17 protein-coding genes and 1 pseudogene are annotated in these 26280 nt (G+C 36.1%); 5 read left to right on the forward strand and 13 right to left on the reverse strand.

Annotated elements, in window-relative coordinates:
- A pseudogene (locus QZ657_RS09385) lies at positions 1-298 on the reverse strand (ribonuclease BN); the annotation flags it as partial.
- Positions 299-523: 225 nt separating this feature from the next.
- On the opposite strand from QZ657_RS09385, the gene QZ657_RS09390 reads away from it, so the two are divergent.
- Both QZ657_RS09390 and QZ657_RS09395 read left to right on the forward strand, forming a co-directional pair.
- Positions 524-5944 carry a gliding motility-associated C-terminal domain-containing protein gene (locus tag QZ657_RS09390; RefSeq protein WP_291966480.1) on the forward strand — a complete coding sequence of 1807 codons (5421 nt, stop codon included), beginning with the start codon at positions 524-526 and terminating at the stop codon, positions 5942-5944.
- Between the two features lie 4 nt (positions 5945-5948).
- Positions 5949-6875, forward strand: coding sequence for a PorP/SprF family type IX secretion system membrane protein (locus QZ657_RS09395; RefSeq protein ID WP_291966481.1), 927 nt, complete (start codon positions 5949-5951; stop codon positions 6873-6875).
- Here the strand turns inward: QZ657_RS09395 and QZ657_RS09400 are convergent.
- From QZ657_RS09400 to QZ657_RS09420, 5 genes are all read right to left on the reverse strand, one after another.
- A complete protein-coding gene (locus QZ657_RS09400) occupies positions 6872-7933 on the reverse strand; it encodes a putative zinc-binding metallopeptidase (protein ID WP_291966483.1) in 1062 nt (353 codons plus the stop codon). The genes QZ657_RS09395 and QZ657_RS09400 overlap by 4 nt on opposite strands.
- A gap of 34 nt (positions 7934-7967) precedes the next feature.
- Positions 7968-8810 carry a pseudouridine synthase gene (locus tag QZ657_RS09405; protein ID WP_291966485.1) on the reverse strand — a complete coding sequence of 281 codons (843 nt, stop codon included), beginning with the start codon at positions 8808-8810 and terminating at the stop codon, positions 7968-7970.
- A gap of 75 nt (positions 8811-8885) precedes the next feature.
- Complete coding sequence (locus QZ657_RS09410) at positions 8886-9791, reverse strand: geranylgeranylglycerol-phosphate geranylgeranyltransferase (RefSeq protein ID WP_291960315.1); 906 nt, start codon at positions 9789-9791, stop codon at positions 8886-8888.
- Between the two features lie 13 nt (positions 9792-9804).
- On the reverse strand, positions 9805-10743 hold the full coding sequence (locus tag QZ657_RS09415; RefSeq protein ID WP_291966487.1) for a mevalonate kinase: 939 nt from the start codon (positions 10741-10743) through the stop codon (positions 9805-9807).
- Positions 10744-10890: 147 nt separating this feature from the next.
- Positions 10891-11973: a diphosphomevalonate/mevalonate 3,5-bisphosphate decarboxylase family protein gene (locus QZ657_RS09420; RefSeq protein ID WP_291966489.1), complete on the reverse strand. Its 1083-nt coding sequence runs from the start codon at positions 11971-11973 to the stop codon at positions 10891-10893.
- Positions 11974-12054: 81 nt separating this feature from the next.
- Between QZ657_RS09420 and QZ657_RS09425 the strand changes: the two genes are divergently transcribed.
- Positions 12055-12528: a TspO/MBR family protein gene (locus QZ657_RS09425; protein ID WP_291966491.1), complete on the forward strand. Its 474-nt coding sequence runs from the start codon at positions 12055-12057 to the stop codon at positions 12526-12528.
- Here QZ657_RS09425 and QZ657_RS09430 read toward each other — a convergent pair.
- The 7 genes from QZ657_RS09430 to QZ657_RS09460 are packed head-to-tail and all read right to left on the reverse strand — an operon-like array spanning position 12525 to position 20969.
- On the reverse strand, positions 12525-13064 hold the full coding sequence (locus QZ657_RS09430; protein WP_291966493.1) for a DUF1697 domain-containing protein: 540 nt from the start codon (positions 13062-13064) through the stop codon (positions 12525-12527). The genes QZ657_RS09425 and QZ657_RS09430 overlap by 4 nt on opposite strands.
- A gap of 1 nt (position 13065) precedes the next feature.
- Entirely contained in the window at positions 13066-14343 is a 1278-nt protein-coding gene (locus QZ657_RS09435) for an NAD(P)/FAD-dependent oxidoreductase (protein WP_291960324.1), read from the reverse strand.
- The gene (locus QZ657_RS09440) at positions 14343-15035 is read right to left on the reverse strand and encodes a glycerophosphodiester phosphodiesterase (RefSeq protein ID WP_291966495.1); all 693 of its coding nucleotides are present in this window, start codon (positions 15033-15035) and stop codon (positions 14343-14345) included. Before QZ657_RS09440 ends, QZ657_RS09435 begins: the two co-directional genes overlap by 1 nt.
- Before the next feature lie 58 nt (positions 15036-15093).
- Entirely contained in the window at positions 15094-16869 is a 1776-nt protein-coding gene (locus tag QZ657_RS09445) for an alpha-amylase family protein (RefSeq protein WP_291966498.1), read from the reverse strand.
- Positions 16870-16914: 45 nt separating this feature from the next.
- Positions 16915-19218, reverse strand: a complete 2304-nt coding sequence (locus tag QZ657_RS09450; protein WP_291966499.1) for a glycoside hydrolase family 65 protein — start codon at positions 19216-19218, stop codon at positions 16915-16917.
- Between the two features lie 51 nt (positions 19219-19269).
- Positions 19270-19935: a beta-phosphoglucomutase gene (pgmB, locus tag QZ657_RS09455; protein ID WP_291960330.1), complete on the reverse strand. Its 666-nt coding sequence runs from the start codon at positions 19933-19935 to the stop codon at positions 19270-19272.
- Positions 19936-19943: 8 nt separating this feature from the next.
- Entirely contained in the window at positions 19944-20969 is a 1026-nt protein-coding gene (locus QZ657_RS09460) for a LacI family DNA-binding transcriptional regulator (protein ID WP_291960333.1), read from the reverse strand.
- A gap of 324 nt (positions 20970-21293) precedes the next feature.
- Between QZ657_RS09460 and QZ657_RS09465 the strand changes: the two genes are divergently transcribed.
- Both QZ657_RS09465 and QZ657_RS09470 read left to right on the forward strand, forming a co-directional pair.
- The gene (locus QZ657_RS09465) at positions 21294-24416 is read left to right on the forward strand and encodes a SusC/RagA family TonB-linked outer membrane protein (RefSeq protein WP_291966501.1); all 3123 of its coding nucleotides are present in this window, start codon (positions 21294-21296) and stop codon (positions 24414-24416) included.
- A gap of 19 nt (positions 24417-24435) precedes the next feature.
- Entirely contained in the window at positions 24436-26046 is a 1611-nt protein-coding gene (locus QZ657_RS09470; RefSeq protein ID WP_276470986.1) for a RagB/SusD family nutrient uptake outer membrane protein, read from the forward strand.
- Positions 26047-26280: the final 234 nt, after the last annotated feature.

Here is a 26280-nt window from a genome sequence, read left to right on the forward strand (position 1 = left end):
TTTGCTGACTGCCTTGATTTTTAATGATATCTTGTATAGATTGTGCCGTATCAGGACCCATAGCAGAAGATATTTCGGCGAACAACTCACCCTGAACAATCTCCTTGCCCCAAATACCACCTACTATTTCCAATATTAAAATAAGCAATCCTGGTAAAGATAAAATTGCGTAATAAGCAATTACGGCACTAATTTGAAAGGGCTCTTTTTCCATCCATCCCTCATAAGTTTTTAGTAATAACTTAGGGAGATGAGTTAGTTTAAATTTGGTGATTGTTCCTTCAGTATTAATTGACATAGTTTATTGGATTCACACTCTTGTTAAAATTACTCTAGATAAAAAATTCTTTGTAGTCCAATCCAAGAAAATAGTGTCTCTTAAAGCCTAGAGATCCCCTTATAACTACAGTGGCAATCAAAGAATTCTCTTACACAACCGTTTATCGCCTTTTCACAACAATTAATTTTAACACTTGTCATTCATAGGCATATTTGATGAACACACTTGATCAAACCAACCAAAATGTCATTTTTTAAAAAGAGTATCACCCTTATTCTTCTATTTTTAAGTATAAATCTTTTTGCTCAGACCACCCCGATACCAGACGGAAATTTCGAGCAGTTTTTGGTAGATACGGGCATTGACACCAATGGTGTTAATGGAAATATTCTAGATGTAGATGCAGAAGGTGTTACCAACCTTAATATTTCAAGAAATGATATCACCGATTTTAGTGGTTTAGAGGCTTTTGTAAACCTGATATCTTTAAATGCAGGTTCAAATCAATTTTTAACGCTTCCGTTAAACACTTTGACCTTATTAGAAGAATTAACTTTTAGAAACAATCAACAACTCGCCAGTTTAAATCTATCCCAAAATACCGCACTAAAAGAATTTGAAATACGAGCAAGTTCCGCTGCACCTATACCAACAATACCAAGTTTAGATTTTTCTAACAACCTAGCCTTGGAAAAAATCAATGTATCAACTTTTGAAAGTATTACTTCCCTAACGTTGCCCACAACTCCAACTCTTGTAGATATTGACATCGCTCAATTAAGTGTTCCTGTTATAGACCTATCCTTACTTGAAGGTGATATTGACTTTAGAATTGTTGGAAGTAGAGTTGATGTCAACATTATTTATCCTAATCTAAGAACTGCTCTTAAAAAATTAGAATTAAACAGTATTGATTTTCAAACGGTAGATGTCTCGGAAATGATTGCTTTAGAGAGATTCGAATTATCATCAACTAGTACTGAAAGTTTTCAGTTACCAAATACGAACACACTGACTTCCATACGCATATGGGGTCATGAAATCAATGTTCCCGTAGATTTATCAATAGTTCCAGAACTAACGAATTTAGACATTAGAAATAATTACGGAAGCACACCCTTACAGATCGATGTAACTTCTAATCTTGAATTGACCAGCATTAGTCTACCCAACAATTTAATGAATACAGTAGACTTGACGCAGAACAGTAAACTAACACGGCTTGATGTTTCAAGAAATAACCTTACAACAATAGACGTAACCCAAAACACATTATTAAATACGTTTGATGCCAATAACAATCAACTAAGTACTATAGACTTATCCCAAAACTTGGATTTGGAATATTTACGCCTTCATTTCAATCAATTTCCTGATTTAGATGTTACAAACAACATAGAACTTAGGCAATTAAACATTGGAAATAACTTGTTCACTACAAATGGTCTTGACTTAACCCAGAATGCTGAATTAGATATTTTATATGCGAACAATAATCAAATAGAATCTCTGAATATTGACCTAAATCCTGGTTTACGATTTTTGGATATTTCATTCAACTTGTTTCCCGGTACAAAAATTATAAACGATTTTTATGATAAAATAGTTACCAAAGCCAATCTTAGTGATGTCTATTTCAAAGCCAATAACAATTTACTAACTGGAGCTATTCCAGATTTTTATGCTATTTATACGGATAACGACCCTAGTACTACACAGCATAGGCGGTGGTGGTTTAATATAGAAAACAACTATTTCCATTTTGGAGATTTTGAAAATCAACATTTAGACCTTGTTGGCCTATTAACTACACAATCTATTGGTCCGTCAGCAGATGTAGTAATGAGAGACTACACCTATGCTCCGCAAGCGAAGGTCAATGCAATAGAATCTTTAACCGGAAATGCCGGTGACAACCTCATTTTGACCACAACGGTACGTGGTTCTCAAAACCACTACAAATGGTTTAAGGATGGCGTTGAGATAACCGATGCCCCAGATGCACCGGAACTGATTTTGAACGATATAAATACTTGTGATGCCGGAGTTTATCATTCAGAAATTACCAGTGAGCTAGTTCCATTTGAAAATTTAGATGCACCCGGCACCAATGGCAAAAATCTTTTATTGATCCGCAACGACATAACTTTGACCGTTAATGCCACTAAAAATTGCGTAACACTTTTAAACCCTGCCAATAACGACATCAATGTACCTATAAATACAGGTATTGAATGGAACGACAACCCTGGGGCCTGCGGTTACAAAATTACTGTTATGAACGTTGATACGGGTACTCCTATTGAATATGAAGGTAGCTCTATTATAGATTTAGATGTTGGCGATGTTACCCTTTTCAATTTTGACGCCAACTTACCTAGTAATACGGAAATATCCGTTCAAATAACCCCATATTTTGACGATGGTGATTTTGGCGGATGTACTACAGAATCATTCAACACTAATTCCGATATTATAGCTACAGAATGTACCTCACTTGAATATCCTATAAATAATGACACCAATGTACCTAGTACTATAACCAATATTTCTTGGTATCCGGCAAATGCCGCTGATAGCTATAAATTATCGATAACCTCAACAAGTGGTACGAACAATCTGGCAGAAACCAATATTGGCAATACGCTTTCACATTCATTTGCACAAGAATTTCCTGAAGGTGATATTGTTACGGTATCCATAACACCAACAAACTCTTTAGGAGATGCAACATGTTCTTCTGAAAGCTTCACCATTAAAAGCTCCGGACCTCAACCTCCTTTGTGCACTTCATTGATAAGCCCGACCAACAATGCGACAAATATTGCACCCAACACTAACCTTGAATGGAATATTATCGCAGATGCGGACGGATATAAGCTAACTGTTACAGCGAGCAGCAGCACCAATAACAATGTGACCGATATAGACATTATATCAGATAACACCTATGACTTTGCTAACGATTTTGAACCAGGTGAAACCGTTACCGTAAATATTGTCCCTTATAACTCCACAGGCAGCCCTATGGGTTGTGTTTCTGAAAGTTTTACCATAAAATCAATACCAAATTGCACTAATTTAACAGCACCATTAAATGGCGCTAACAATGCAGCCGTAAATACAAATATTGAGTGGGCAGAAGTTACTGACGCCAATGGCTATATTATATCTATCAATGGTAGCATCAGTTCAGAAAACAATGTTAGTGAATTAGATATTACCTCAGGTAATAGCTATAATTTTACCAACGAATTTGTACAAGGAGAAACCGTTACCGTTACCATAATACCATACAATGAAATAGGTGAAGCTATTGGCTGTAGTTCTGAAAATTTTACAATTAAACCAATTCCTTCTTGTACCAACTTAATAGCACCTGCCAACAATGACACCAATATTGATGTTGACACTTCTATCGAGTGGAATGCAGTAACGAATGCAGATGGTTATAGGGTCACCGTAATTGCCAGTAATAGTACCGCAAACAATATGACCGATTTTGAAATAACAACAGGTACAACTTTTGATTTTTCCAATGATTTTATACAAGGCGAAACGGTTACTGTTACCATAAAACCCTACAACGATAGCGGAGAAGCCTCTGGGTGTACATCTGAATCGTTTACTATAGTACCGCCACCGGTACCTAACTGTACAACACTAATTACCCCTTTGAACAATACTTTAGATGCAGATATCGATACCGATATTAGTTGGAATGCCGTAACCGGAGCAACTGGCTACAAATTAACCGTCACCGCAAGTGAAAGCACTAACAACAACCTAACCGAGGTTGATGTTATCGCAACTTCTTATGATTTTACGGGTGATTTTATACAAGGTGAAACAATAACCGTAACCATAAAACCATACAATAATTCTGGTGAGGCAACCGGCTGTACTACAGAAACATTTACCATAAAACCAGTACCTACATGCACCAACTTAGCACAACCAATAAATGGTGATATGGCAGTTGTGACAAACACCTCAATCTCCTGGAATACAGTAACCGATGCTATTGGATACTTTGTAACCGTTTCAGGAAGCTCAAGTACAACTAATAATGTAACAGATTTTAAAACCACAAACACCTCTTTAAACTTCTCAGAAAATTTCACCCAGGGAGAAACGGTATCGGTAACCATAACTCCATATAACGAATCTGGTAATGCCATTGGTTGTAATACAGAAAGCTTCACCATAGAAGCCGTACCTGCTTGTGCTACCCTAGTTCTACCGGCAAATGGTGCTATAGATGTGCCAGTGAACACTGATTTAGAATGGACAGAAGTTGCCGAAGCCGATGGTTATCTGCTCACCGTAACCGGTAGTTCTAGTTCAGCAAATAACATCAACGAACTAGATATTACTACTGGTAACACTTATACCTTTGCTAGCGATTTTGAACAAGGTGAAACTATTGAGGTAATTATAACACCTTATAATAATGCTGGCGAAGCCCTTGGATGTTCCTCTGAAAGTTTTAATATAAAGGCCATACCAAATTGTACAAATTTAATAGCTCCAATAGACGGTGAAGAATTGACGGAAGTAAATGAAATCTCATGGAACACCATACCTAATGCCAATGGCTACAAACTGACTATAACCGCAAATAACAGTACAGAAAACAATGTAACCAATTTAGAAATTACAGATACTTTATATGTTTTTCCTAATGAATTTAACCAAGGAGAAACCGTTACAGTAACTATTGTTCCATTTAATGAAGTTGGTGATGCCATAGGTTGTACTGCAGAAAGCTTTACCATTAGACCATTACCGTCTTGTACCAATTTGATCAGTGCTTTACAAAATACAAATAACGTTGCTGTAACCGCTGACATTGAATGGAATGCCTCTAACGATGCAGATGGTTATAGAATTTCTATAGGTACAAGCGCTAACGGTAATGATATTGTAAATAATGAAGATGTTGCATCTTTAACCAGCTACATATTAAATGAAGACCTGCCTTCTGAAACCTTGATTTTTGTAAGTATTATTCCCTATAACACCTCTGGAGATGCCATTGGTTGCAACTATGATAGTTTCACCACAGAAATCATTGCCCCTAATTGCTCATCCTTAATGAGTCCGGCAAACGGCGAAACCAATGTTCCTCTAGAGAGTACAATTACTTGGGAAGATGTCGATAAAATAGATGGATACCGTATCTCTATTGGAACCTCTCCGGAAACAAATGATATTGTTGACAATTTAGATATGGGTATAGCTACGCAATACACCCATGGCGAAGAGTTCCCGTTCAATACTGAAATTTACGTCACCATAATTCCTTACAACAGTGTTGGCGAGGCTATGGCTTGTGACCAACAAAGTTTTACCACTTTACTACCTGAGGATGAAACCAAATATGGCTTTTCGCCCGATGGTGATGGAATAAACGAGTATTGGCATATAGAGCATATTGAGTATTATCCCGAAAATGTCGTCAGCATCTATAACCGATGGGGAGACATGGTGTTTCAGATTAAAAATTACGATAATGCCTCTAACGTATTTTCAGGTACCGCCAATATGAGCACTAAATTAGGTGCGGATCAGTTACCGTCAGGTACTTACTTTTTCAACATTGAAATTGATGGTGAAACTATTTTAAGAAAAACACAAGGCTTCCTTGTTTTAAAGCGATAAAAACATGCAAAATTTATATAAGAACATCGCTTTAATGGCGTTAGTAAGCTTTGCCTTGATCAACAACGGCACGGCACAACAAACCCCTACTTTTTCGGAATATAATTACAATCCGTACTTAATTAACTCGGCATTTGCCGGGTTGGCTCCAAGCGCAGAAATAGGCATTAGCAACACGGGCACCTTTAACCAAATTGAGGGAAGTCCCAAAAGCTTTGCATTAAGTTTTCACACGCCTTTAAATAGAGGTAAAATAGGTTTAGGAGCAGGATTAATAAGAGATGAAATTGGTGTAACCACCTCAACTAGTGCTTTTGCCACATACTCCTATAAAATTTTCTTTGATACAAAAAAGAATAGGCCCTACTGGCAAATCTATACTCCTAATTCATTATCATTTTCCATTTCACCTGGAGTACAACAATATCAAGATAACTTATTGGAATTAGGAATAATGGATGATCCTAATTTTGCAATGAACATTAATGCTACAGTACCAACAATAGGCTTGGGATTTTTATTGAACCTGGCAGACGTTTATGTAGGGTTTTCAACACCTAACGTAATTGGGGACATGCTCGTTTCAGATGATAATGTAGAAATAAATGTTCCCTATTACGGATATTTTGGCTATCGTTTTTTCTCCAATAAATTTGAAGAACTAATGATAAAGCCCAACTTATTGCTGAAATATGAAAATGGCGCGCCCTTTCAAATAGATATGAATATAGCCGTAAGCTTTAAAAATCGTTTTGAATTAGGTACAGGCTATAGGTCTAACTCATCAATAAATTTATTGGCCGGTGTATACTTGTTTAAAAATATAAGGGCAATTTACAGTTACAATGTAGCCACTAACAATTCTACATTAGGAAACACCCATGGTATTATTGCTACCTATCGTTTTGGGCAAGGGTTTAGTAGAGATTAAATACCTTTCAACAATTTATGAATGAACTCTAATTTTTTCTCTACAGGTTTTGAGATTATAAACGGATAGGGATCGTCTTCTCCCAAAGAACGGTTCATACTATTAAGTGTAAATAAAAGGGGTATACCTGTTTCCATTATTCTACTAAAATCAGTAACGGTATATGGATCAAAAGCAGCATTCATTTTCAGGCTTTTCTTAGCGGTAATTTTGGGATCTGATTTTAGACCGAAATTATAGGCGGTTTCCAATACATCAGTTAAGTGCAAGTAATGAGACCATGTTTCTGCCCAGTCTTCCCAAGGGTGGGACGATGCATATTTACTTATAAAACTTTGTTGCCAATTTGCCTTTGGACCATTATTGTAATGGGTGGTCAACGCATCTGCATACGATTGAGATTCATCACCAAAAATGTCTCTAAATTCCGCTAATACTTCCGGATTATCACGAATTAGCAAATCCCAATAATAATGCCCCACTTCATGTCTAAAATGACCAAGTAAAGTTCTATACCGTTCTGCCATTTGCTGTTTTACCTGCTCGCGAACAACAGGGTCCGCTTCCGCTATCATAAGGGTAATTACACCATTTGCATGACCCGTTTTTAATCCTTTTGATTCTTCTGGAAGCTCATCTTTCTCTAAAAAATCAAAGCAAAAACCTTTCTCATCATCTACTGTTTTACTAACTACCGGCAGTCTAAAACGTAATAATTGATATACCAATCTATGCTTGGCAACCTCAATATGTTTCCATTTTTCTAGATTATCATCATCTAAAAGATGCGGAATTGTTCTGTTTAGGGTACAGGCAAGGCAGAATTTGCGACCTCTAGAAACGTCTACCAACCAGTTACAGACCGTGTGCTTATAGTTCTCACAATACTCATAGGTCTTCCCGTCCAGTTCCTTAACCTGCCATGTAGTGGCGCTTGGATCTAATGAAACAATTTTATTATAATATGAAGAATAGCCAAGTTTAAAACCGCAGTTTAAACAAATTTTGTTCTCAAAAACAACCCTATTCTTACAATTGGTACACTGAAATAATTTCATATGCTATAGCCTTTATTAAGACAAGGAGCATGTACTATTTGATTATTTTGAAATTAATGATTTCTTGTTCTGTCAAATATCTCCAATGCCCTCTTGGTAAATCTTTTTTGGTAAGACCACCATAAACTACCCTATCCAATTTTTGGATCCTATATCCTAAGGTTTCAAACAAACGCTCTACAATTTTATTTCTAGAACTATAAATTTCAATACCAACTTCCCTTTTGGGAGCATCCGCTATGAAACTAATATCCTGTACACGAACTACTTTTTCATCTACAACGACCCCTTCTTGAATTTTCTTTAAATCGGCACTTCGTAATTCTTGCTCAAGTACTAAATGATATATTTTGCGTAGACCGTTGATAGGGCTTTTTAACGTCTTGGTCATATTACCATCATTGGTAAACAAAAGTAAACCTGTATGTTCTTTTTCCAATTTATCAACGGGTAGTAATTTTGACTTAGAAGCACTTGATATTAACCCGGAAACATGTCTCTTGCCACGCTCATCCCTTATCGTAGTAACGAAATCCTTGGGTTTGTTCAAAAGCACATACTCTCTCTTAACGGGATTCAATAACTGACCATCAAATTTTACCTCATCGCTCAATTTAACCTTATAACCCATTTCAGTTATAGGCTTACCATTTACAGTTACATTACCGGCAGCAATATAAATATCCGCATCTCTTCTTGAACATACTCCAGAGTTGGCCACATACTTATTTAATCTTATTGAATTTGGATCTTGGGGCTTCGCAGGCGTTACGTTTTTCTTTATGGGCGCATTTCCACGAGCATAGCTCTTCTTTTTGAAATTACCCCCTTGCCTTCCCGAAGCATTTTTTCCCCTACTAGAATCATCCCTACTCATAACTGTACTAATTTTGTACAAAGGTAGGAAATTGCGTTGCGGTTCAAATAGTTATATGTAACATATTACGAACAACTATACTATTCTATTTAAAACAAGGTGCACATCTATTAAAAGAATACCAAAAACTCCCATAACTATGATGAGTTTTAATATGTTGTGCAGCCAAACATAGTCTTTCCGCGCGTTTGCCTTAAATAAAAGAACTATAAACAATACCAGTAATATGACACACAACATAAAATAATAGTTCATATAACCCACGTCAAACTTAAAAATCAACAAAAGGGACGGTACCAAGGTCAAAAATATTAATGTACAAATGAAAAATTTAGAAGTTCGGGCACCATAAATTATTGGTATAGTTCTATAATTCTGAGCTAAATCTCCTGATATATTTTCCAAATCTTTCACCATTTCACGTGCGAGAATCAACAAAAAGAGAAACACCGCATGTACAAAAATTACCGGTTGAATATTCTTATAATAAACAAATACTACAAAAAAGGGCGTAATGGCCAGTGTAGCCGATATAAAGTTTCCCAAAAATGGAATTCGTTTTAACTTATGTGAATAGATCCATATCCCAAAAATGTAAGATGAGAAAAAGAATACCGCTTTAAATGAAACATAGCTGGCGACCACCACTGCCAAAAAATTTAGCACAAAATAAGTTGTTAATTTAAACCGCTGACTTACCAAACGGTCCAACATACTTTTTCGTGGTTTATTGATAAGGTCTTTCTCTGCGTCGTAAAAATTATTTATAATATAACCACCTGCAATGACCAAGGCAGATGCCAATACAATAACAAAAAGGTTAATATCAAAAACAACTTTACGGACCGGAAGCTCCGGGGCAAGTATATAAATAGACGCCAAATATTGAGCTAGCGCTATAACTAGAATATTATAACCTCTAACCACTGAAAAAAGACTCAGTACTTTTAAAAGTAAGAGTTTATTTCTTCTATTAAGCATTTATGAAAATTACCTAAAAATTATAGACTACTTCTAATTTATAGTCTTTTAACGCAGTTTTAGCTTTTTCAAAATCTTCTGTAAAACCTAATATGTAACCACCACCACCTGAGCCACAAAGCTTTAAGTAATAGTCATTGGTATCTATTCCATTTTTCCATAAAGCATGAAACTTAGCAGGAATCATAGGTTTAAAATTATCAAAAACAACATGTGAAAGTTGTTTTAAATTACCGAATAAGGATTGAATATTGCCATTCACAAAATCTTCTACACAAGCATCTGTATGTTTAATGAACTGGTTTTTCAACATACTCCTAAAACCATCATTTTTCATTTGTTCCATGAAAATCTGAACCATTGGCGCGGTTTCACCAATAATGCCACTATCTAACAGAAACACTGCACCTTTACCTTCTGCATTTTGAGAAGGAATACTAGTAGATTCAATATTATCTTTAGAATTTATAAGTATTGGCAGGCTTAAATAACTGTTCAATGGATCTAGACCAGATGATTTTCCGTGAAAAAATGATTCCATTTTACCAAATATCGTTTTTAGCTTCAACAGTTTTTCCCTAGTTAAATTCTCTAATACCGTTATTTTATCTTGCGCATATTTATCATAAATAGCCGCTACCAAGGCACCACTACTACCTACACCATACCCTTGGGGTATAGAACTATCAAAATACATACCTGCTGCAACATCTGTTTTTAGAAGGTCTAGATCAAAAGAAACCAAACTTGGCTCTTTTGTTGTAAGCTCCTCCAAATACAAAGCAAAAGACTCTAAACTTTTATTAGATTTTGTTGCCTCTTTTGACACGCTGGCATCGGATTTCAAAGCACCCTTATAAAAGTTGTAGGGAATAGATAATCCTTTGGAATCTTTGATGATACCATACTCTCCAAAGAGTAGAATTTTTGAATAAAAAAGGGGTCCTTTCATTTTTTAAATACTAAGCAAACATTCAAACTTATATAAATATAGTCAAAGATCCACATAAAGTTGAACGTTTTACCTTAAAAGGTTAAACAAATTGTGCAGACCGTTTCCTTACAAACGTTTTTTGTAAAGAAATAGTACTTAAATTAACTACAACTTCTTAGCACCCAGACCAATTCGATCGCAAATATACTGTCCATTTTGACAATAAGAAACTAACTTATCTTTTATAAACGGAAAAACGATATCTTTTTCATTTTCAGGATATAACACATGCACATTTGCTCCTGCATCTAAAGTAAAGCAAACATGGGTTTTAGATGCCTCTCTAAATTTCCAAATCTCATTGATTATAGAAAGTGTATTTGGTTTCATCAATATAAAATACGGATTGCTCGTCATCATCATGGCGTGCAATGTAAGTGCTTCACTTTCCACAATATTTATGAAGGAATCTAGGTCTCCTTCAGATAAGATGGACTTTAACTTCTCTAAATTACTATGTGCTTGGTCAAACCGCTGCGTAGCGAACGGGTGCCCGTGCATTAACTCATGACCCACCGTACTACTTACCTGCTTCTCACCTTTATCTACCAATAAAATGGTGTCGTGAAAATTACTAAACACCTCATGTACATTATAAGGATACTTTATTCCAAATAAGTTTGAGCTTCCTTCCATTGAGGATGTTTCTCCCCATTCTACCAAAGGTCCTTCAATACTGCGACATGCACTACCAGAGCCTAATCTTGCCAAAAATGAAACCTTTCGGTTAAAATGCTCTTCTGAAAGAGTCTTTAGAAACGTTCTTTCCATCTCCATAAAACATAAAGCCAAAGCAGACATACCACTAGCCGATGATGCAATACCACTGCTATGCGGAAAAGAATTTGATGTTTTGATTACGAAGTGATACTCTTTTAAAAATGGTAGATAGATCTCTATTCTCTTTAAAAATGTATTGATTTTTGGCTTAAACTCTTCTTTTACCTCTCCCTCAAAAAAAAGATCGAAAGAAAACGCATCAGCTTTATTATTCTTTTTTTTATAGTGTACACTGGTTTTAGTAACACAGGCAGCCAAAGTAAAACTGATAGAAGGGTTTGCCGGTATCTGATTTTCTTTCTTTCCCCAATATTTTACCAAAGCAATATTACTAGGAGAAGAATATGACACTTCACCTTCTTCTTTCAATAATATATATGGGGCTGGAATAAAATCTTTTTCTGACATTGAATTTTCAATTTGTGCAAATATAGTTTTTAGGCTTATCAATTAAAATAAATCCTTATTTTAGAGCTAAACGCCAACCAATTGAAAAGAAAACTTACATATGTAATTATTGGAATTCTCATATGCTCAACTATTGGGTTTCTAAGTAGTGTGGTTACACAAAGCTCTGTAAATACTTGGTACATGACATTGAACAAGCCAAGTTTTAATCCTCCAAACTGGGTTTTTGCCCCTGTTTGGAGCGTACTTTACATTATGATGGGTATTTCTGCCGGTTGGGTATGGGCCAAAGGCTTTCACCATAAGTGGGTCAAGACCGGCCTTTATCATTTTGGCTTTCAATTACTTTTAAACGGTTTGTGGAGCATTGTTTTTTTTGGACTTAAACAGCCCCTATTGGCCCTATTCATCATTATAGCGCTATTAATTGTTCTGGCACTTACCATAAAATGGTTTAAGGTTGTCAGTAAATTTGCGGCGTATCTATTGACCCCATATTTTCTGTGGTTATGCTTTGCTACGGCACTAAATTTTAAAATATGGGAATTGAACTAAACGGACAGTTCTAACATCTTACTCATTGTTCTATAATTTCTTGTAGTTGCCTCAACCTTTAACTTACGCTCAATAAGATTATTATTCAATTTCGCCTTACCATAACCTGCTGTACATTTTAAAAAAATACAGTCATTGGCGACTAAAAAGTCTTCAGTTTTAAAAGTCTCTTTGCTTAATTTTTCTACATCTTCTGCGCTTGGCACCTCTTTTAACAAAACAAAGTAATTTTGCTTTTGCAAATGCTCATCATCTGTTTTAAACGGATTACGATCTAATAGTTCTTTTAATTTAGAAATTGTCATCACTATGACCGGAACGTCAAAATTAAAATGGTTCAAAATCGCTTTAGCTATCAGATTTTCCAATTCTTTGGAATTTTCCAATTCACTTCTAAATACCACATTACCACTTTGTATGTACGTTTTAACGTCTTCCAATTTTTGCTTGGAGAGCAATTCTTTTAACCCGGCCATTTGAACCTTATGCCTACCGCTTACATTGATACCTCTTAGAAATGCTACATAGGTTATCATATTATTGGGAATTTGAATTTAAATCCTCAACCACGGCTTGGGCTGCAATATAACCACCTGTCCATGCATTTTGAAAATTGAATCCGCCGGTAATGGCATCTACATTTATAACTTCACCTGCAAAATATAGACCTGCCAGCTTTTTACTTTCGTATGTCTTAAAGTTGATTTCCTTTAAATCTACACCTCCGGCCGTGACAAACTCTTCTTTAAAAGTACTTTTACCATTTACTTGAAAAATGCCCGCAGTCAGTTGTTCTGCTAATGAAGTTAATTGTTGCTTTGAAACTTCTGGCCAAGTCATATCATCAATACCAGCTGCCTGTACCAAATTTGCCCATAGGCGTTTGGGAATGTCAAGAACTTTAGTTCTTAAAACAGTCTTCTTTTCTACCTGCTTTACCTTTAAAAACAACTCTAACAATCCGTTTTGGTGATATTCCGGAACCCAATTCACCTGAATTTTAAATTGGTAATTGTATTGCTCCAATATTCTTGCGCCCCATGCAGATAACTTTAAAATAGCTGGTCCGCTCATACCCCAATGAGTTATCAATAATGGTCCGTCCGAGAATAGGACCGACGCATCAAATTTTGATTTCAAAGAATTTTTACCAAAATTCTTTTTCGGTAGCACCCTTACCTCGGCATGTGTGGCTACGCCAGGAATATCCCCAATACGCCTATCTTTTATATTGAACGTAAACAATGAGGGAACGGGCGGAACAACAGTATGCCCCAATCCTTCAACATACTTCCAGATTTTTGGATTACTCCCAGATGCCAACATAAGTTTTTTACAGTACATGTGACCATCACCAATGGCAACCTTCCATATCACCTCTTTCTCCTCTTTAATTTGCTCTATTCCGGTTACAGAACAAAGTGTTTTCACCTGTATACCTAATCTATCTGCCTCTGAAAGAAAACAATCAATAATAGTTTGTGAAGTATTGGTTACCGGGAACATTCTACCATCTTCCTCAATTTTCAAGGCAACTCCCCTTTCTTCAAAAAAGCCCACGGTATCACCACTTGCGTAAGTATGAAATGGTCCTAAAAGTTCTTTCTCACCTCTTGGATAGTTCTTGCTTAAATCTGCGGGATTAAATTCTGCATGTGTAACATTACAGCGGCCACCACCAGAAATTTTCACTTTAGTGAGAACATCTTTGCCACGTTCCAAAATTGCAATTTTTGTATTCGGCCTTTTTTCGGCAATGTGTATTGAAGTATAAAAACCTGCTGCCCCACCACCAACTACTAAAACGTCGTACATTATTTAACCCGTTCAGGAAAGTTGGTGATTATTCCATCTACACCTACATTTTTCATAGCATCAATATCTGCAGGTTCATTAACTGTCCAAGTATAAATTTTAAGTCCGGCATTTCTAATTTCATTAGCTTTTTCTATGTCTAGATTCTTGAAATAAGGATTAATAGCTACCGCATTCAGCTCTTTGGCCACAGGTATGGCATCAACCGGGTCTTCTTCTGTCAATACCGCAATTGCAACATTAGGGTTATACTTACGCATTTCACGTAGTTCATTCCAATTAAAGCTAGAGATAATAAAATTATCTGCGCTCCAATTTCTTTTTTCTATATAGGCATTCATTATATGGTTTACCCTATCTGCAGTACCGGCGCCTTTTAACTCTATATTTAAAGTTACTTTATTGTCGATCAACTTTAAAACATCTTGAAGCAAAGGAATTTTATGCCCCCCGTCAACGATCACTTTCTTTAAATCAAAAATATAGTATTCTTCAATATTGCCAGGGGCATTGGTCAATCTATCAAGCTTATCATCATGAAAAACCACGATCTCGCCACTTTTAATTTTAAAAACATCGATCTCGATCATATCTACACCCAGATCCATTGCTTTTTGAATTGACGGCAAAGTGTTTTCAGTTTCGTGGCCCATAGCTCCTCTATGACCAATAACTAAAGGTTCTTTTTTCATATGACAAGATGCTATGCTGAAACAAATGATAAATAAAGCTAATCTTTTAAGCATTGGTTTATGATTTTATTTCAAAAATAAAGGATTCTAAAGGATTTAAGTCAATAGAAATATGACCTTCGCCATTTTCTACACGTAAAGAATTTACATGGCCATAGAGAGCATCGTGCAATGGATAAATTCCTTCTTTTAATTTCCACAGATTCACCAAATCTACAGGTATTTTCAAATCGAACGAAAAATGATCGTTTACATCAAAGTTTGAAACTATTATTAATTTTTGATTCTCAGACCAACGGACATATGACAATACACGGTGGTTATAGTTTTCGGTAATTTCTTTGTTATAAAAATGAATCTCCCTATATGCGCCCATTAAGGCCTCACTTGTAATGGTGAAGTTTAACAATCGCTTATAAAAATCTCGCAAAGCCTTTTCTTCGGGGGTAGATTGGCCGCCATCAAACTTTTTATTATTGACCCATCTTTGGTGATGCGGCACACCTATATAGTCAAATATGGAAGTTCTTGACGGACTACCGAAACCTGCATGTTCCGCCGCCGGCTCTCCTACCTCTTGACCAAAATATATCATTGTAGGAGATGTACTTATTGTAGCGGAGACAACCATTGCCGGTCTACCAATTTCGGCATCACCAACAAACTCAGGACTAGCAATACGTTGCTCATCATGGTTTTCCAAAAAGTGTAGCATATGATGCTCAATGTCCTGCAAACCATTTTGTACAACCGGTAAATGATCAGACCAACCATAACCTTTCATGATATGTTTAAGTCCATCATAAAAGTCTACCTTATCATATAAATAGTCCATTTTACCCTTATGGATGTAGGTTCTATATAAATCTGGATTATAAACTTCTGCCATTAAAAAAGCATCAGGGTTTTCCTTTTTGATAGATGAGTTCATAAAACTCCAAAATTCAACCGGTACCATTTCCGCCATATCATACCTAAAACCATCAACGCCCATTGCCAGCCAATATAATGCAATATCCCTAAATTTTCTCCAAGAGCTTGGCACTACTCTTTTCTTCCAAAACTCAAAATGCTCATTGCAATCCTTTTCTCCATAATCATTGGGCAACATATCAAAATCCAATCTACCGTCTGGTCTTACCCCGTAATTTACTCTTACGGTTTCATACCAATCGTTCATATCCGGTTGGGGACTGCGAGAACCGTTACCTGTCCACTTTGCAGGTATCTCTTCTAATTTTGAATACGAAAAAGTTGGCAAATTACCACCCAACGGTACATAACCCTCTCGCCAATGTGGAGTTTTAAAATCCGTTCCCGGAATGTAATAAAAGTTGTTATCTTTTTGATATTCTACCGATGTATCATCTCCATACCCAAAATCAGAAACACCTTTAGGATTTGTTTTACCCTCATACTTTCTGGCTACGTGATTAGGTACAATATCTATGATTACTTTCATACCCGCTTTATGGGTTCTATCTACCAAAGACTTGAACTCTTTTAACCTTTTTGAAGGGTCTTTCGCCAGGTCTGGGTTAACATTGTAATAATCTTTAACTGCGTAAGGTGATCCTGCCCTACCCTTGACCACGTCTGGATCGTCGTTAGAAATACCAATTTCAGTATAGTCATTGATAACCGCATGATGGGGAATACCGGTAAACCAAATATGCGTAACACCTAATCCTTTGATTTCTGTGAGTGCCTTTTTATTAAAATCGGCAAATTTACCAACCCCATTCTCCTCAATAGTGCCCCAAGGCTTGTTGTTTGTATTTGTATTACCAAAGAGTCTGGTAAATACATGATAAATTACAATCTTACTATTCATGAGGCAGTTCAATTTTTAATTTTATACTATTAAAACTAAGGTTATTTATACTGTAATCAATTTATTGGGCGATAAGGCTACTTTCTGTCCGTTTACACGAATGGTCACCTCTTCAGTACCCGTTAATTCAAATGTTGTTTCCTTTGCGGTTACATTTACCTTAATTATTCTATTTCTAAAATTAACTTTAAATGAATATCCTTGCCACTGAGCAGGTATTTGAGGTTTGAACGATAATTTATCATTAATAACCCGCATACCACCAAAGCCTTCAACAATACTCATCCATGTGCCGGCCATAGACGTAATATGTAAACCTTCTTCTACCTCCTTATTATAATCATCCAAATCTAACCTAGAGGTTCTTAGATAAAAATTATAAGCCTGCTCCATTCTACCCAATTTAGCCGCTTGAATACTATGCACACATGGTGACAACGATGATTCATGAACGGTAAAAGGTTCATAGAAATCAAAATGCCTCTCAAGGTCTTCCGTAGAGAAATCTTCTTCAAAAAAATAAAAACCTTGCAATACGTCTGCTTGCTTAATATAAGGAGACCTTAATATTCTATCCCAACTCCATTTTTGATTAATTGGTCTTTCTGACTTTGGCAATTCATCTACCTTTACCAAGTCCTTATCAAGAAAACCGTCTTGTTGCAAAAATACACCGTGTTCTTTTGAATACGGAAAATACATTTTAGTCGCTACCTTCTTCCATTTTTCACACTCCCTATCCGTAAGCTGAGTTTTACCTATTATTCTATGATAATCATCTGGATAGCCACTTTTTACCTTATCTAATTGTGTTAACGTATAATTAATACACCATTTAGCCAAATAGTTGGTATACCAGTTATTATTGACATTGTTCTCATATTCATTAGGTCCTGTAACGCCAAGCATAACATATTTGTTCTTATCCTTTGACAAGTTTACGCGTTGGTGCCAAAATCTAGAAATACCAATGAGCACTTCTAGACCCATCTCCGGTATGTAACTATAATCACCTGTATATCTATAGTAATTATGTATCGCGAAAGCTATAGCCCCATTTCTATGAATTTCTTCAAAAGTAATTTCCCACTCGTTATGACATTCCTCACCGTTCATGGTAACCATTGGATATAATGCCGCTCCATTTGAAAAACCTAGCTTTTTAGCGTTTTCAATAGCCTTTTCTAAATGATTGTACCTATACTTTAAAAGTTTTCTGGCCACCTTATCATCTTTTGTAGCCATGTAGAAAGGAATACAGTATGCTTCTGTATCCCAATAGGTACTACCACCATATTTTTCACCTGTAAACCCTTTAGGACCTATATTTAACCTTGAATCTGTACCAAGGTATGTTTGATTCAATTGAAAAATATTAAAACGAATACCTTGCTGAGCCTTAACATCTCCATCAATTACAATGTCGCTCATTTCCCAAATAGCTGACCAAGCGGCTATTTGTTTTTTTATCAACCCATCAAAACCAAGAGAATTTACTTCATTTAAACAATGATCGGCAACCTGTACCAACTCTTCGTTTGGATGATTTCTTGAAACTACATAACCACCGAATTTTGTTAAGGTAACGGCCGTATCGGCTTTTACGTTCTGCTCATATTTTACAGATACGAAGTTATCTGTCTTTACAGACGGCATAGCCGAAACCTGATTTCCATCATACTCCAAAGAAGCCTGCATAAACGTACAGGTCTTAAATTCTGTTTTCATGGTATGTGCCTCTATAAAAGCACGGTTATCTAAACTGGTTACATTTGTAGTGTTCCAGAATTTATCGTCCCAGTTACTATCTTCGTTGGTAATACCACTATCTAGGTATGGCTCAAATACAACTTTGGCATCGGCATTCAAAATTTTAACTGTGTACGAAATAGCACCAACTTCATCAACATCTAAACTTAAAAATCGTTTTACAAAAACATCTACCTCAACATTGTTAGAGGATACCGCTTGAAAACTACGGGTATACACCCCCTCTTGCATATTTAACTCCCTTCTAAAATTTGAAACCTTTTTACAGGTAGCCAAATCAAATTCTTGATCGTTCAAATAAATTTTAATTCCTATCCAATTAGGAGCGTTCAATACTTTTGCAAAATATTCCGGATAACCGTTTTTCCACCACCCTACACGCGTTTTATCCGGATAATAAACACCCGCAATATAGCTTCCCTGAAAAGTCTCGCCCGTATAGGTTTCCTCGAAATTTGCACGTTGCCCCATTGCCCCGTTACCGATACTAAATATACTTTCAGAAGATTTCACATTTTCCTTGTCAAATCCTTCTTCGATAATGCTCCAATTATCCGGTTTTATATAATCTTGATTCATTAATTTACTATTGAGTTGAAATTATAATAGAGTTAAGAATATTTTCTATTATTATTTATGATTTTTATTAAGTAACAATTCTAAAAAACTATCGTCTATTTCCGTAAAATCCTTGAAATTATAATCGGCTTCATGTAGTATGTCAACATCTCCTATGCCTATACTTATCATACCCGCCGCATTGGCAGCTTGAATACCTGCAACAGCATCTTCAAAAACAACACATGATTCTGCTTTAACATTTAAATTATTTGCCGCTATCAAAAACACTTCTGGATCTGGTTTGGCCTTTGTAACGCTATTACCGTCAACAATGCTATCAAAATAGGGCAATAGATCCACTTTTTCTAAAATAGGCTTTGCATTTTTGCTTGCCGAACCTAACGCGATAGGAACATTTTTATTCTTTAAATATTGCAATACCCTAGGCACATCTGGCAGAATCTCGCTAGCATCCATCTTTTGGATATATGCCAGATAATCTTCATTTTTTTCGATCATCCAAGTATCGAACTGTTCTTGGGTCGCTTTTACACTTCCAATATCCAAAAGAATTTCCAAACACCTTTTTCTACTTACGCCCTTAAAAAGTTCATTTTGTTCTTTGGTAAATTCAAAACCCAATTCGTTTGCCAGCTTACGCCATGCCAAATAATGATATTTAGCAGTATCCACAATAACACCGTCCAAATCAAATATAAAACCTACTTCTTTCATTTTCTTATCTATTTATTGATAGTTGAATCACGCTTAATTAAAGTTGCATTGATAATTTCAGTTTTAAAGGGTGCTTCCTCCATCTCCAAAGACTCCATCCTATCTATTAAAAATTTTGCGGCCTTTTCTCCCATTCTTTCACCATGTTGCGCTACTGTAGTTAGTTTTGGAGAAGCGTATTTAGATAAAATCCCATCGGTAAAGCCTATGATAGAAATGTCATTTGGAACGTTATACCCTAACTGTTGAATAATGCTTAAACATTGAACAGCAAAAATCTCGTTTACACACAATACCGCATCAATCTCATTATTTTTAAAAAATTCCATAATCAACTTACTATTGTCCAGATCATGGGGCAATGTCAAAATTAAATCTTCATTTATAGAAATATGATTATCCTCTAAAGCCTTCAAGTAACCCTCTTTTCTACTTTCGCTTACATTAAAAAAGTTTTCTGTTGTCACCAAAGCTATTTTTTTGGCACCGGTAGAAATAAAATGTTCGACCGCTTCTATAGATATCCCCTTATCGTTCAATATTACCTTATCACAGGCAATCTCTTCCGTAACACGATCAAATAATACAATAGGTATCCCTTGATCCAATAATTCCTTTAAATGAGTAAAGTCGTTCTTTCTCTGCGTTTCTGCACTTAATGACAGTATAAATCCGTCTATACTACCATTGGCCAGCATTTCCATATTTATAACCTCTTTATCAAATGATTCATCAGATATACAAATAATTACATTGTAGCCCATACTGTTGGCATACTTTTCTATACCTCTGAATACGGTAGTAAAAAAATGATGCACAATATCAGGTATCACTACACCAATGTTTTTGGTTCTTCTATTTTTAAGACTAAGAGCTATATTATTAGGACGATAGTTATAGAATTTGGCAAATGCCTTAATTCTATCTTTAGTATCCTTACTAATTTCCTTACTATTCTTTAAAGCTTTAGATACCGTAGAAATAGATACGTCTAGTTCTCTAGCAATGTCTTTCAGAGTTATTTTAGGTTTCAATAAAAATGTGATTTAAAATTTTAAGATAAGAACTTAATTTCTTCTAAAAAGTTAAGTTCTACAAAGACCGATAAATGGTAAATATATAGAAAAAAGTATTTTTTATATATTTGCATTATTATCACATATTCATATTTAACCCTATGTTTAATTAAGAATTTGATAAAAACACCCTATAACATTCATTATACCCGCAAAAATGAAAAGTTATTAACACGAAACCGTTTTCGTAATTATTTAACGTTACGTAAACTATTGACCATACACCTTTTTACATATTTTTAACAATTGAAATTAAATTAACTCAACTTAAATTAACAATTTATGAAGATTACATTCCTAAAAAGTCTGTTTATCCTAGGTGCATTTTTGTGCTTTGGATCTATACAGGCACAAGAAGTATCTGGAACGGTTTCAGATGCAAGTGGACCTTTACCAGGAGCTAGTGTTCTTGTAAAAGGAACAACGAATGGTACGCAAACTGATTTTGACGGTAATTACACATTGACCGCAGGAGAAAACGCAGTACTTATTGTTAGTTATATCGGTTACAAGACTCAAGAAGTAGCAGTAAACGGTAGAACTTCAATTAACTTCACATTACAAGAAGATGCTGAAGCATTGGAAGAAGTTGTAATTATCGGCTACGGTACTACAACGGTTAAAGATGCTACCGGCTCTGTAACCGCAGTAACAGCTGAAGACTTTAACGGAGGTAACATTGCCTCTCCAGAACAGTTGATACAAGGTAAAACTGCCGGTGTTAATATCCAGGAAACCAGTGGTGAGCCTGGTGCAGGAATCCAAATTAATATTAGAGGTTCTAACTCTGTACGTGCTAACAACAATCCGCTTTTCGTAGTTGATGGTGTTCCATTAGGAGGTGGCGATACTTCTCCACAAGGTGAAACTGGTTTTGGACAAAGTGCGGTTAAAAACCCTTTAAACTTTATCAACCCTAATGATATTGAAAGTATCAGTATATTAAAAGATGCATCCGCAACGGCTATTTATGGTTCTCGTGGTGCAAACGGTGTTGTTATCATTACCACAAAAAGCGGTAAAGGAAGTAGCCAGGGTGTGTGGGATTTTTCTAGTTCTTTAAGTATCGCTACAGCTGCAAACACTTTTGACCTTTTAAAGCCATCTGAATTTTTATCTGGTGTTACTGCTGTTGGTGGTAACGCAAATGCGGTAAATTTTGGAGCTAACACAGATTGGCAACAAGTAGTTTTAAGATCTACCGCTTCTCAAAACCAAAACCTTTCTTATTCTAAGAACTATGGTAGTGGTAACGTAAGAGCAACGTTCGGATACGGAAAACAATTTGGTATTGTTGAAAATTCTGATTTAGAAAGAATTACAGGTAGAGTTAATCTTAACCAACGTTTCTTAGATGACAAATTAGTTCTTGGCCTTCAAATGTCGATTGCCAGAATCAATGATTCTCAAGCACCAATTAGTGCGCAGGCAGGTGCAGCAGGTGATGTTTTAGGTGGTGCATATGCTGCAAACCCGACATGGCCTTCAAATTCTGATTTTAATGCTGGTGGATTGAACGTTAACCCTCAAAATGCATTAGACAATACACAGAATATAACTAATACCGATAGATATTTATTAAACGGTTCTATTCAGTATAACTTTACGCCAGAGCTATCTGCAAAATTAAATGCAGGTTTGGATATCGCCGAAGCGACCAATACTTCTGTGATTTCGAGAGACATCAACAATATTAACGGTGTTACCGATATAGGTCGCGGAAACTATGGAGTCTTAAAAAGAGACAACAAAACCTTTGAGGCAACGGTAAACTACAATAAAGAGTTTGAAAACTCTAACTTAGAGGCCTTAGTAGGTTTTGGTTACCAAGATTTCCAGACTTTTGGGTTTAATGCTGGTGGTAGAGGTTACTCATCCAGTGATTTAAATGCAATGGGCAGAGACCTTAGAAGTGCTGTAAGCGACTTACAGAATGCTGTTTCCGGTTCTTACCAACAAGCTTATTATGCCCCTAATACAAATGGCGTATTAGTCAATAGATTATTACCAACCGTTGTTGCTCAAGAAGAATTAGGAAGAACTCTTGACAGCCCGGTTACTTCTGTATTCACCAATTCATTTGACAATACAGATGAGTTGCAGTCTTTCTTTGCTAGATTAAACTACACCTTAAATAACAAGTACTTGTTTACAGCAACAATGAGAGCTGATGGTTCTTCAAGATTTGGTCCAGAAAACCAATATGGATACTTCCCTTCTGGTGCTTTTGCATGGAAAATGAACGAAGAAGATTTTGTCGGCGAAAATGTATCTACTCTTAAGTTACGTTTAAGTGCAGGTATTACTGGTAATCAAGATGGTTTAGGTTATGGTAACTTCGTAGCAAGGCAACGATTTTCAGATTTAACTGTTCAGCAAAACCTTGATATCAACGCAAATGGTACTGCAATCGTAGCAACTGATAGACCTGATTTGAAATGGGAGTCTTCATTCAACTTAAACGCAGGTTTTGATTTCGGTTTCAACAATGATCGTTTAACCGGTAGTTTAGATGTTTATAGAACTGAAACAACTGACGTTCTTTTACAAACTCCACCAGCAGCACCTGCGGTTGACCCATTCCAATTCCAGAATGTTGATGCTAGTATCATCAACCAAGGGGTTGAATTTGCTTTGGCTTATGATTTCGTAAGAACGGACGATGCAACGTTCTCTGCAGATTTTAATATCGCTTACAACAACAATGAAGTTCAGAATTTTGACGGTTTAATTGATACTGGTGCTGTTAATGGACCTGGTTTAACTGGTGCATTTGCACAACGTTTTGCTTCTGGACAATCATTATATTCTTACTACTTGCCAATTTTTACTGGTTTTGATAGTGCTGGTTCGCCAACATATCAAGATGTTGACGGAAACGGTGTTGGTGATCCTTTTGCTGACAAAACGTTTGTTGGAGAAGATGCTTTACCGGATATTACAACTGGTCTAAGCTTAAACTTAAAAGTAAAAGATTTTGATGCATCTGTATTCTTTCAAGGTCAATTTGGTTTCTCAGTATACAACAATACTGAAAATGCATATTTCACTGCAGGAGCACTTTCTAACTCTAGAAACGTAACTCAGAATGTATTGACCAGCGGAGAAGACCCAGGAGCTTCTGCGGATGCTTCTACGCGTTTCTTAGAAAAAGGAGATTTCGTTCGTTTTCAAAATGCCAGTATTGGCTACAACGTACCATTATCAGGTGAAGGAGCATTGAATTCTTTGCGTTTCTCTCTAACAGGTCAAAACCTTTTCCTAATTACCGATTACAGTGGTTTAGACCCAGAGGTTACTGCCAATACCGGTGATTTAGGTTCAGGTGTACCATCTAGAGGTATTGACTATGGCTCTTACCCAAGACCAAGAACTTTTACTTTTGGTATAAATGCATCATTTTAATTAAAAAAAATTGTATATCATGAAAAATAATTTTAAAATCTTAACGCTTTCTATTCTATCGTTGGTAGGGATTTCCTCCTGTACCGACCTAGAAATAGAAGAAACAGATTCGATCATTTCCGAAGGATTTCAAGGCTTAGCCGATCCATCTTCTACGGTTACGAATCTATATGGATCACTCGCCGGACAGTATGCTGGTCAAGATAACTATTTTGCACTTCAAGAAGTTACTTCGGACGAACACCTAATACCGACACGTGGTGGTGACTGGGGTGATAACGGACTATGGAGAGTACTACACACTCATGATTGGAACGGTCAACATTCTTTTATAGTTAATGTATTTCAGTTATGGAACAGTAACCAATTACAAGCTTCTCAAGTTTTAGACTCAAGAAGTAACCCTTCTACAGAGAATATAGGTGATGCAAGCTTTATCAGAGCTTACAGTATGTGGGTAATATTGGATAACTTTGGTCAAGTTCCTTATAGAGATACCCAATTACCATCTTCTTCTGTACCTGAAGTACTTACTGGTCAAGCAGCCTTAGATTTTATTCTTGCGGATATAGAAACAGCAATTTCAAACACCCCTGCTACACCGGCAGGTAGTGGCGAAGCTAACTTAAGAGCAAGTAAGGCCGCTGCAAGATATTTAAAGGCAAAAGTTCTTTTGAACAAGCATATTTACCTTGGTGGTTCTCCTGATTCCGCAGATATGGCCGAAGTAATTTCTTTGGTGGATGCTATTACTGCTGATGGTTATGCATTACAAGAAGGTTATTTTGATCTTTTCTTGCCAGATGCCGATACCGAGACTATTTGGTCTCTAGAAGCTAATACTATTAATAAAGTAGTAATGGGACTTCACTATAACAGCACAAGTATTCAAGGTGGTGGATGGAACGGATTCAGTACCCTTGCCGAATTTTATGATTTATTTGAAGGAGATTCTGAATCTAATGAATTAGATGCGGACCAAAACCCTGTGGACGGACAAGAAGAACGTAGAGGTGGAGTACCAACTATTGGTGTAGCTTTTGCAGACCAACCTTACGCTTCTGAAAAAGATGGTTATGTTGACGGTTCAAATGTCGGTTATGGTTTCTTAATCAATCAACAGTATGACCTTGATGGTACTCCACTAGAAGACAGACAAGGGGCTCCTCTTACATTTAAAAGAGATTTTAAAGACGGTTCCGGTGCCGTTAACTTTATCAACAATGATGAAACTACCGGTATCCGTATTCAGAAATATGCAGCCAGAAATGGTGAAGCTTCTATTAGTCATCAAATTGTATTTAGATATGCAGATGCTCATCTTATGAAGGCTGAGGCTATGTTTAGAAGCGGTGGCGACCCAACTGCCATGATCAATGACCTAAGAACTATACGTAACACTCAAGAGTTACTAGGAACAGTTTCTGAGCAGGATATCTTAGATGAAAGAGGTAGAGAATTATACCAAGAAGCATGGAGACGTAACGATTTAATTCGTTTCGGTCAATTTGGTAGAGATTGGTTATTTAAAGCTGAAGGAACTATCAACAACGACGATTACAACGTGTTCCCTATTCCACCAGCACAATTACTTGCAAATCCTAACTTGGTTCAAAACCCAGGTTACTAAGGATATATAATTTTAAGTTTAAGTTGAAAAGGCCTCCAATTAATTGGAGGCTTTTTTACATTTAAATCCTTGCGTAAATACAAAGAATTTTAAAAAGTGTAATTAGCCACCAGCATTAAAATAAATTATCTTATCACCATTTCTAAAGACTAGAAATAACCGGAATAAAATATATAGATATTTTATGGACTATAGTTTAAATCATTAAACTGCTTCTTTAATTGCCTAGAAAGC

Source organism: Maribacter sp. (assembly GCA_020629415.1).
Lineage (GTDB): Bacteria > Bacteroidota > Bacteroidia > Flavobacteriales > Flavobacteriaceae > Maribacter > Maribacter huludaoensis.

Bases quoted from the DNA above. Each gene is read 5' to 3' on its own strand.
- QZ657_RS09390 (WP_291966480.1), top strand. From the start codon at position 524: ATGTCATTTTTTAAAAAGAGTATCACCCTTATTCTTCTATTTTTAAGT.
- QZ657_RS09395 (WP_291966481.1), top strand. From the start codon at position 5,949: ATGCAAAATTTATATAAGAACATCGCTTTAATGGCGTTAGTAAGCTTT.
- QZ657_RS09400 (WP_291966483.1), bottom strand. From the start codon at position 7,933: ATGAAATTATTTCAGTGTACCAATTGTAAGAATAGGGTTGTTTTTGAG.
- QZ657_RS09405 (WP_291966485.1), bottom strand. From the start codon at position 8,810: ATGAGTAGGGATGATTCTAGTAGGGGAAAAAATGCTTCGGGAAGGCAA.
- QZ657_RS09410 (WP_291960315.1), bottom strand. From the start codon at position 9,791: ATGCTTAATAGAAGAAATAAACTCTTACTTTTAAAAGTACTGAGTCTT.
- QZ657_RS09415 (WP_291966487.1), bottom strand. From the start codon at position 10,743: ATGAAAGGACCCCTTTTTTATTCAAAAATTCTACTCTTTGGAGAGTAT.
- QZ657_RS09420 (WP_291966489.1), bottom strand. From the start codon at position 11,973: ATGTCAGAAAAAGATTTTATTCCAGCCCCATATATATTATTGAAAGAA.
- QZ657_RS09430 (WP_291966493.1), bottom strand. From the start codon at position 13,064: ATGATAACCTATGTAGCATTTCTAAGAGGTATCAATGTAAGCGGTAGG.
- QZ657_RS09435 (WP_291960324.1), bottom strand. From the start codon at position 14,343: ATGTACGACGTTTTAGTAGTTGGTGGTGGGGCAGCAGGTTTTTATACT.
- QZ657_RS09440 (WP_291966495.1), bottom strand. From the start codon at position 15,035: ATGAAAAAAGAACCTTTAGTTATTGGTCATAGAGGAGCTATGGGCCAC.
- QZ657_RS09445 (WP_291966498.1), bottom strand. From the start codon at position 16,869: ATGAATAGTAAGATTGTAATTTATCATGTATTTACCAGACTCTTTGGT.
- QZ657_RS09450 (WP_291966499.1), bottom strand. From the start codon at position 19,218: ATGAATCAAGATTATATAAAACCGGATAATTGGAGCATTATCGAAGAA.
- pgmB (WP_291960330.1), bottom strand. From the start codon at position 19,935: ATGAAAGAAGTAGGTTTTATATTTGATTTGGACGGTGTTATTGTGGAT.
- QZ657_RS09465 (WP_291966501.1), top strand. From the start codon at position 21,294: ATGAAGATTACATTCCTAAAAAGTCTGTTTATCCTAGGTGCATTTTTG.
- QZ657_RS09470 (WP_276470986.1), top strand. From the start codon at position 24,436: ATGAAAAATAATTTTAAAATCTTAACGCTTTCTATTCTATCGTTGGTA.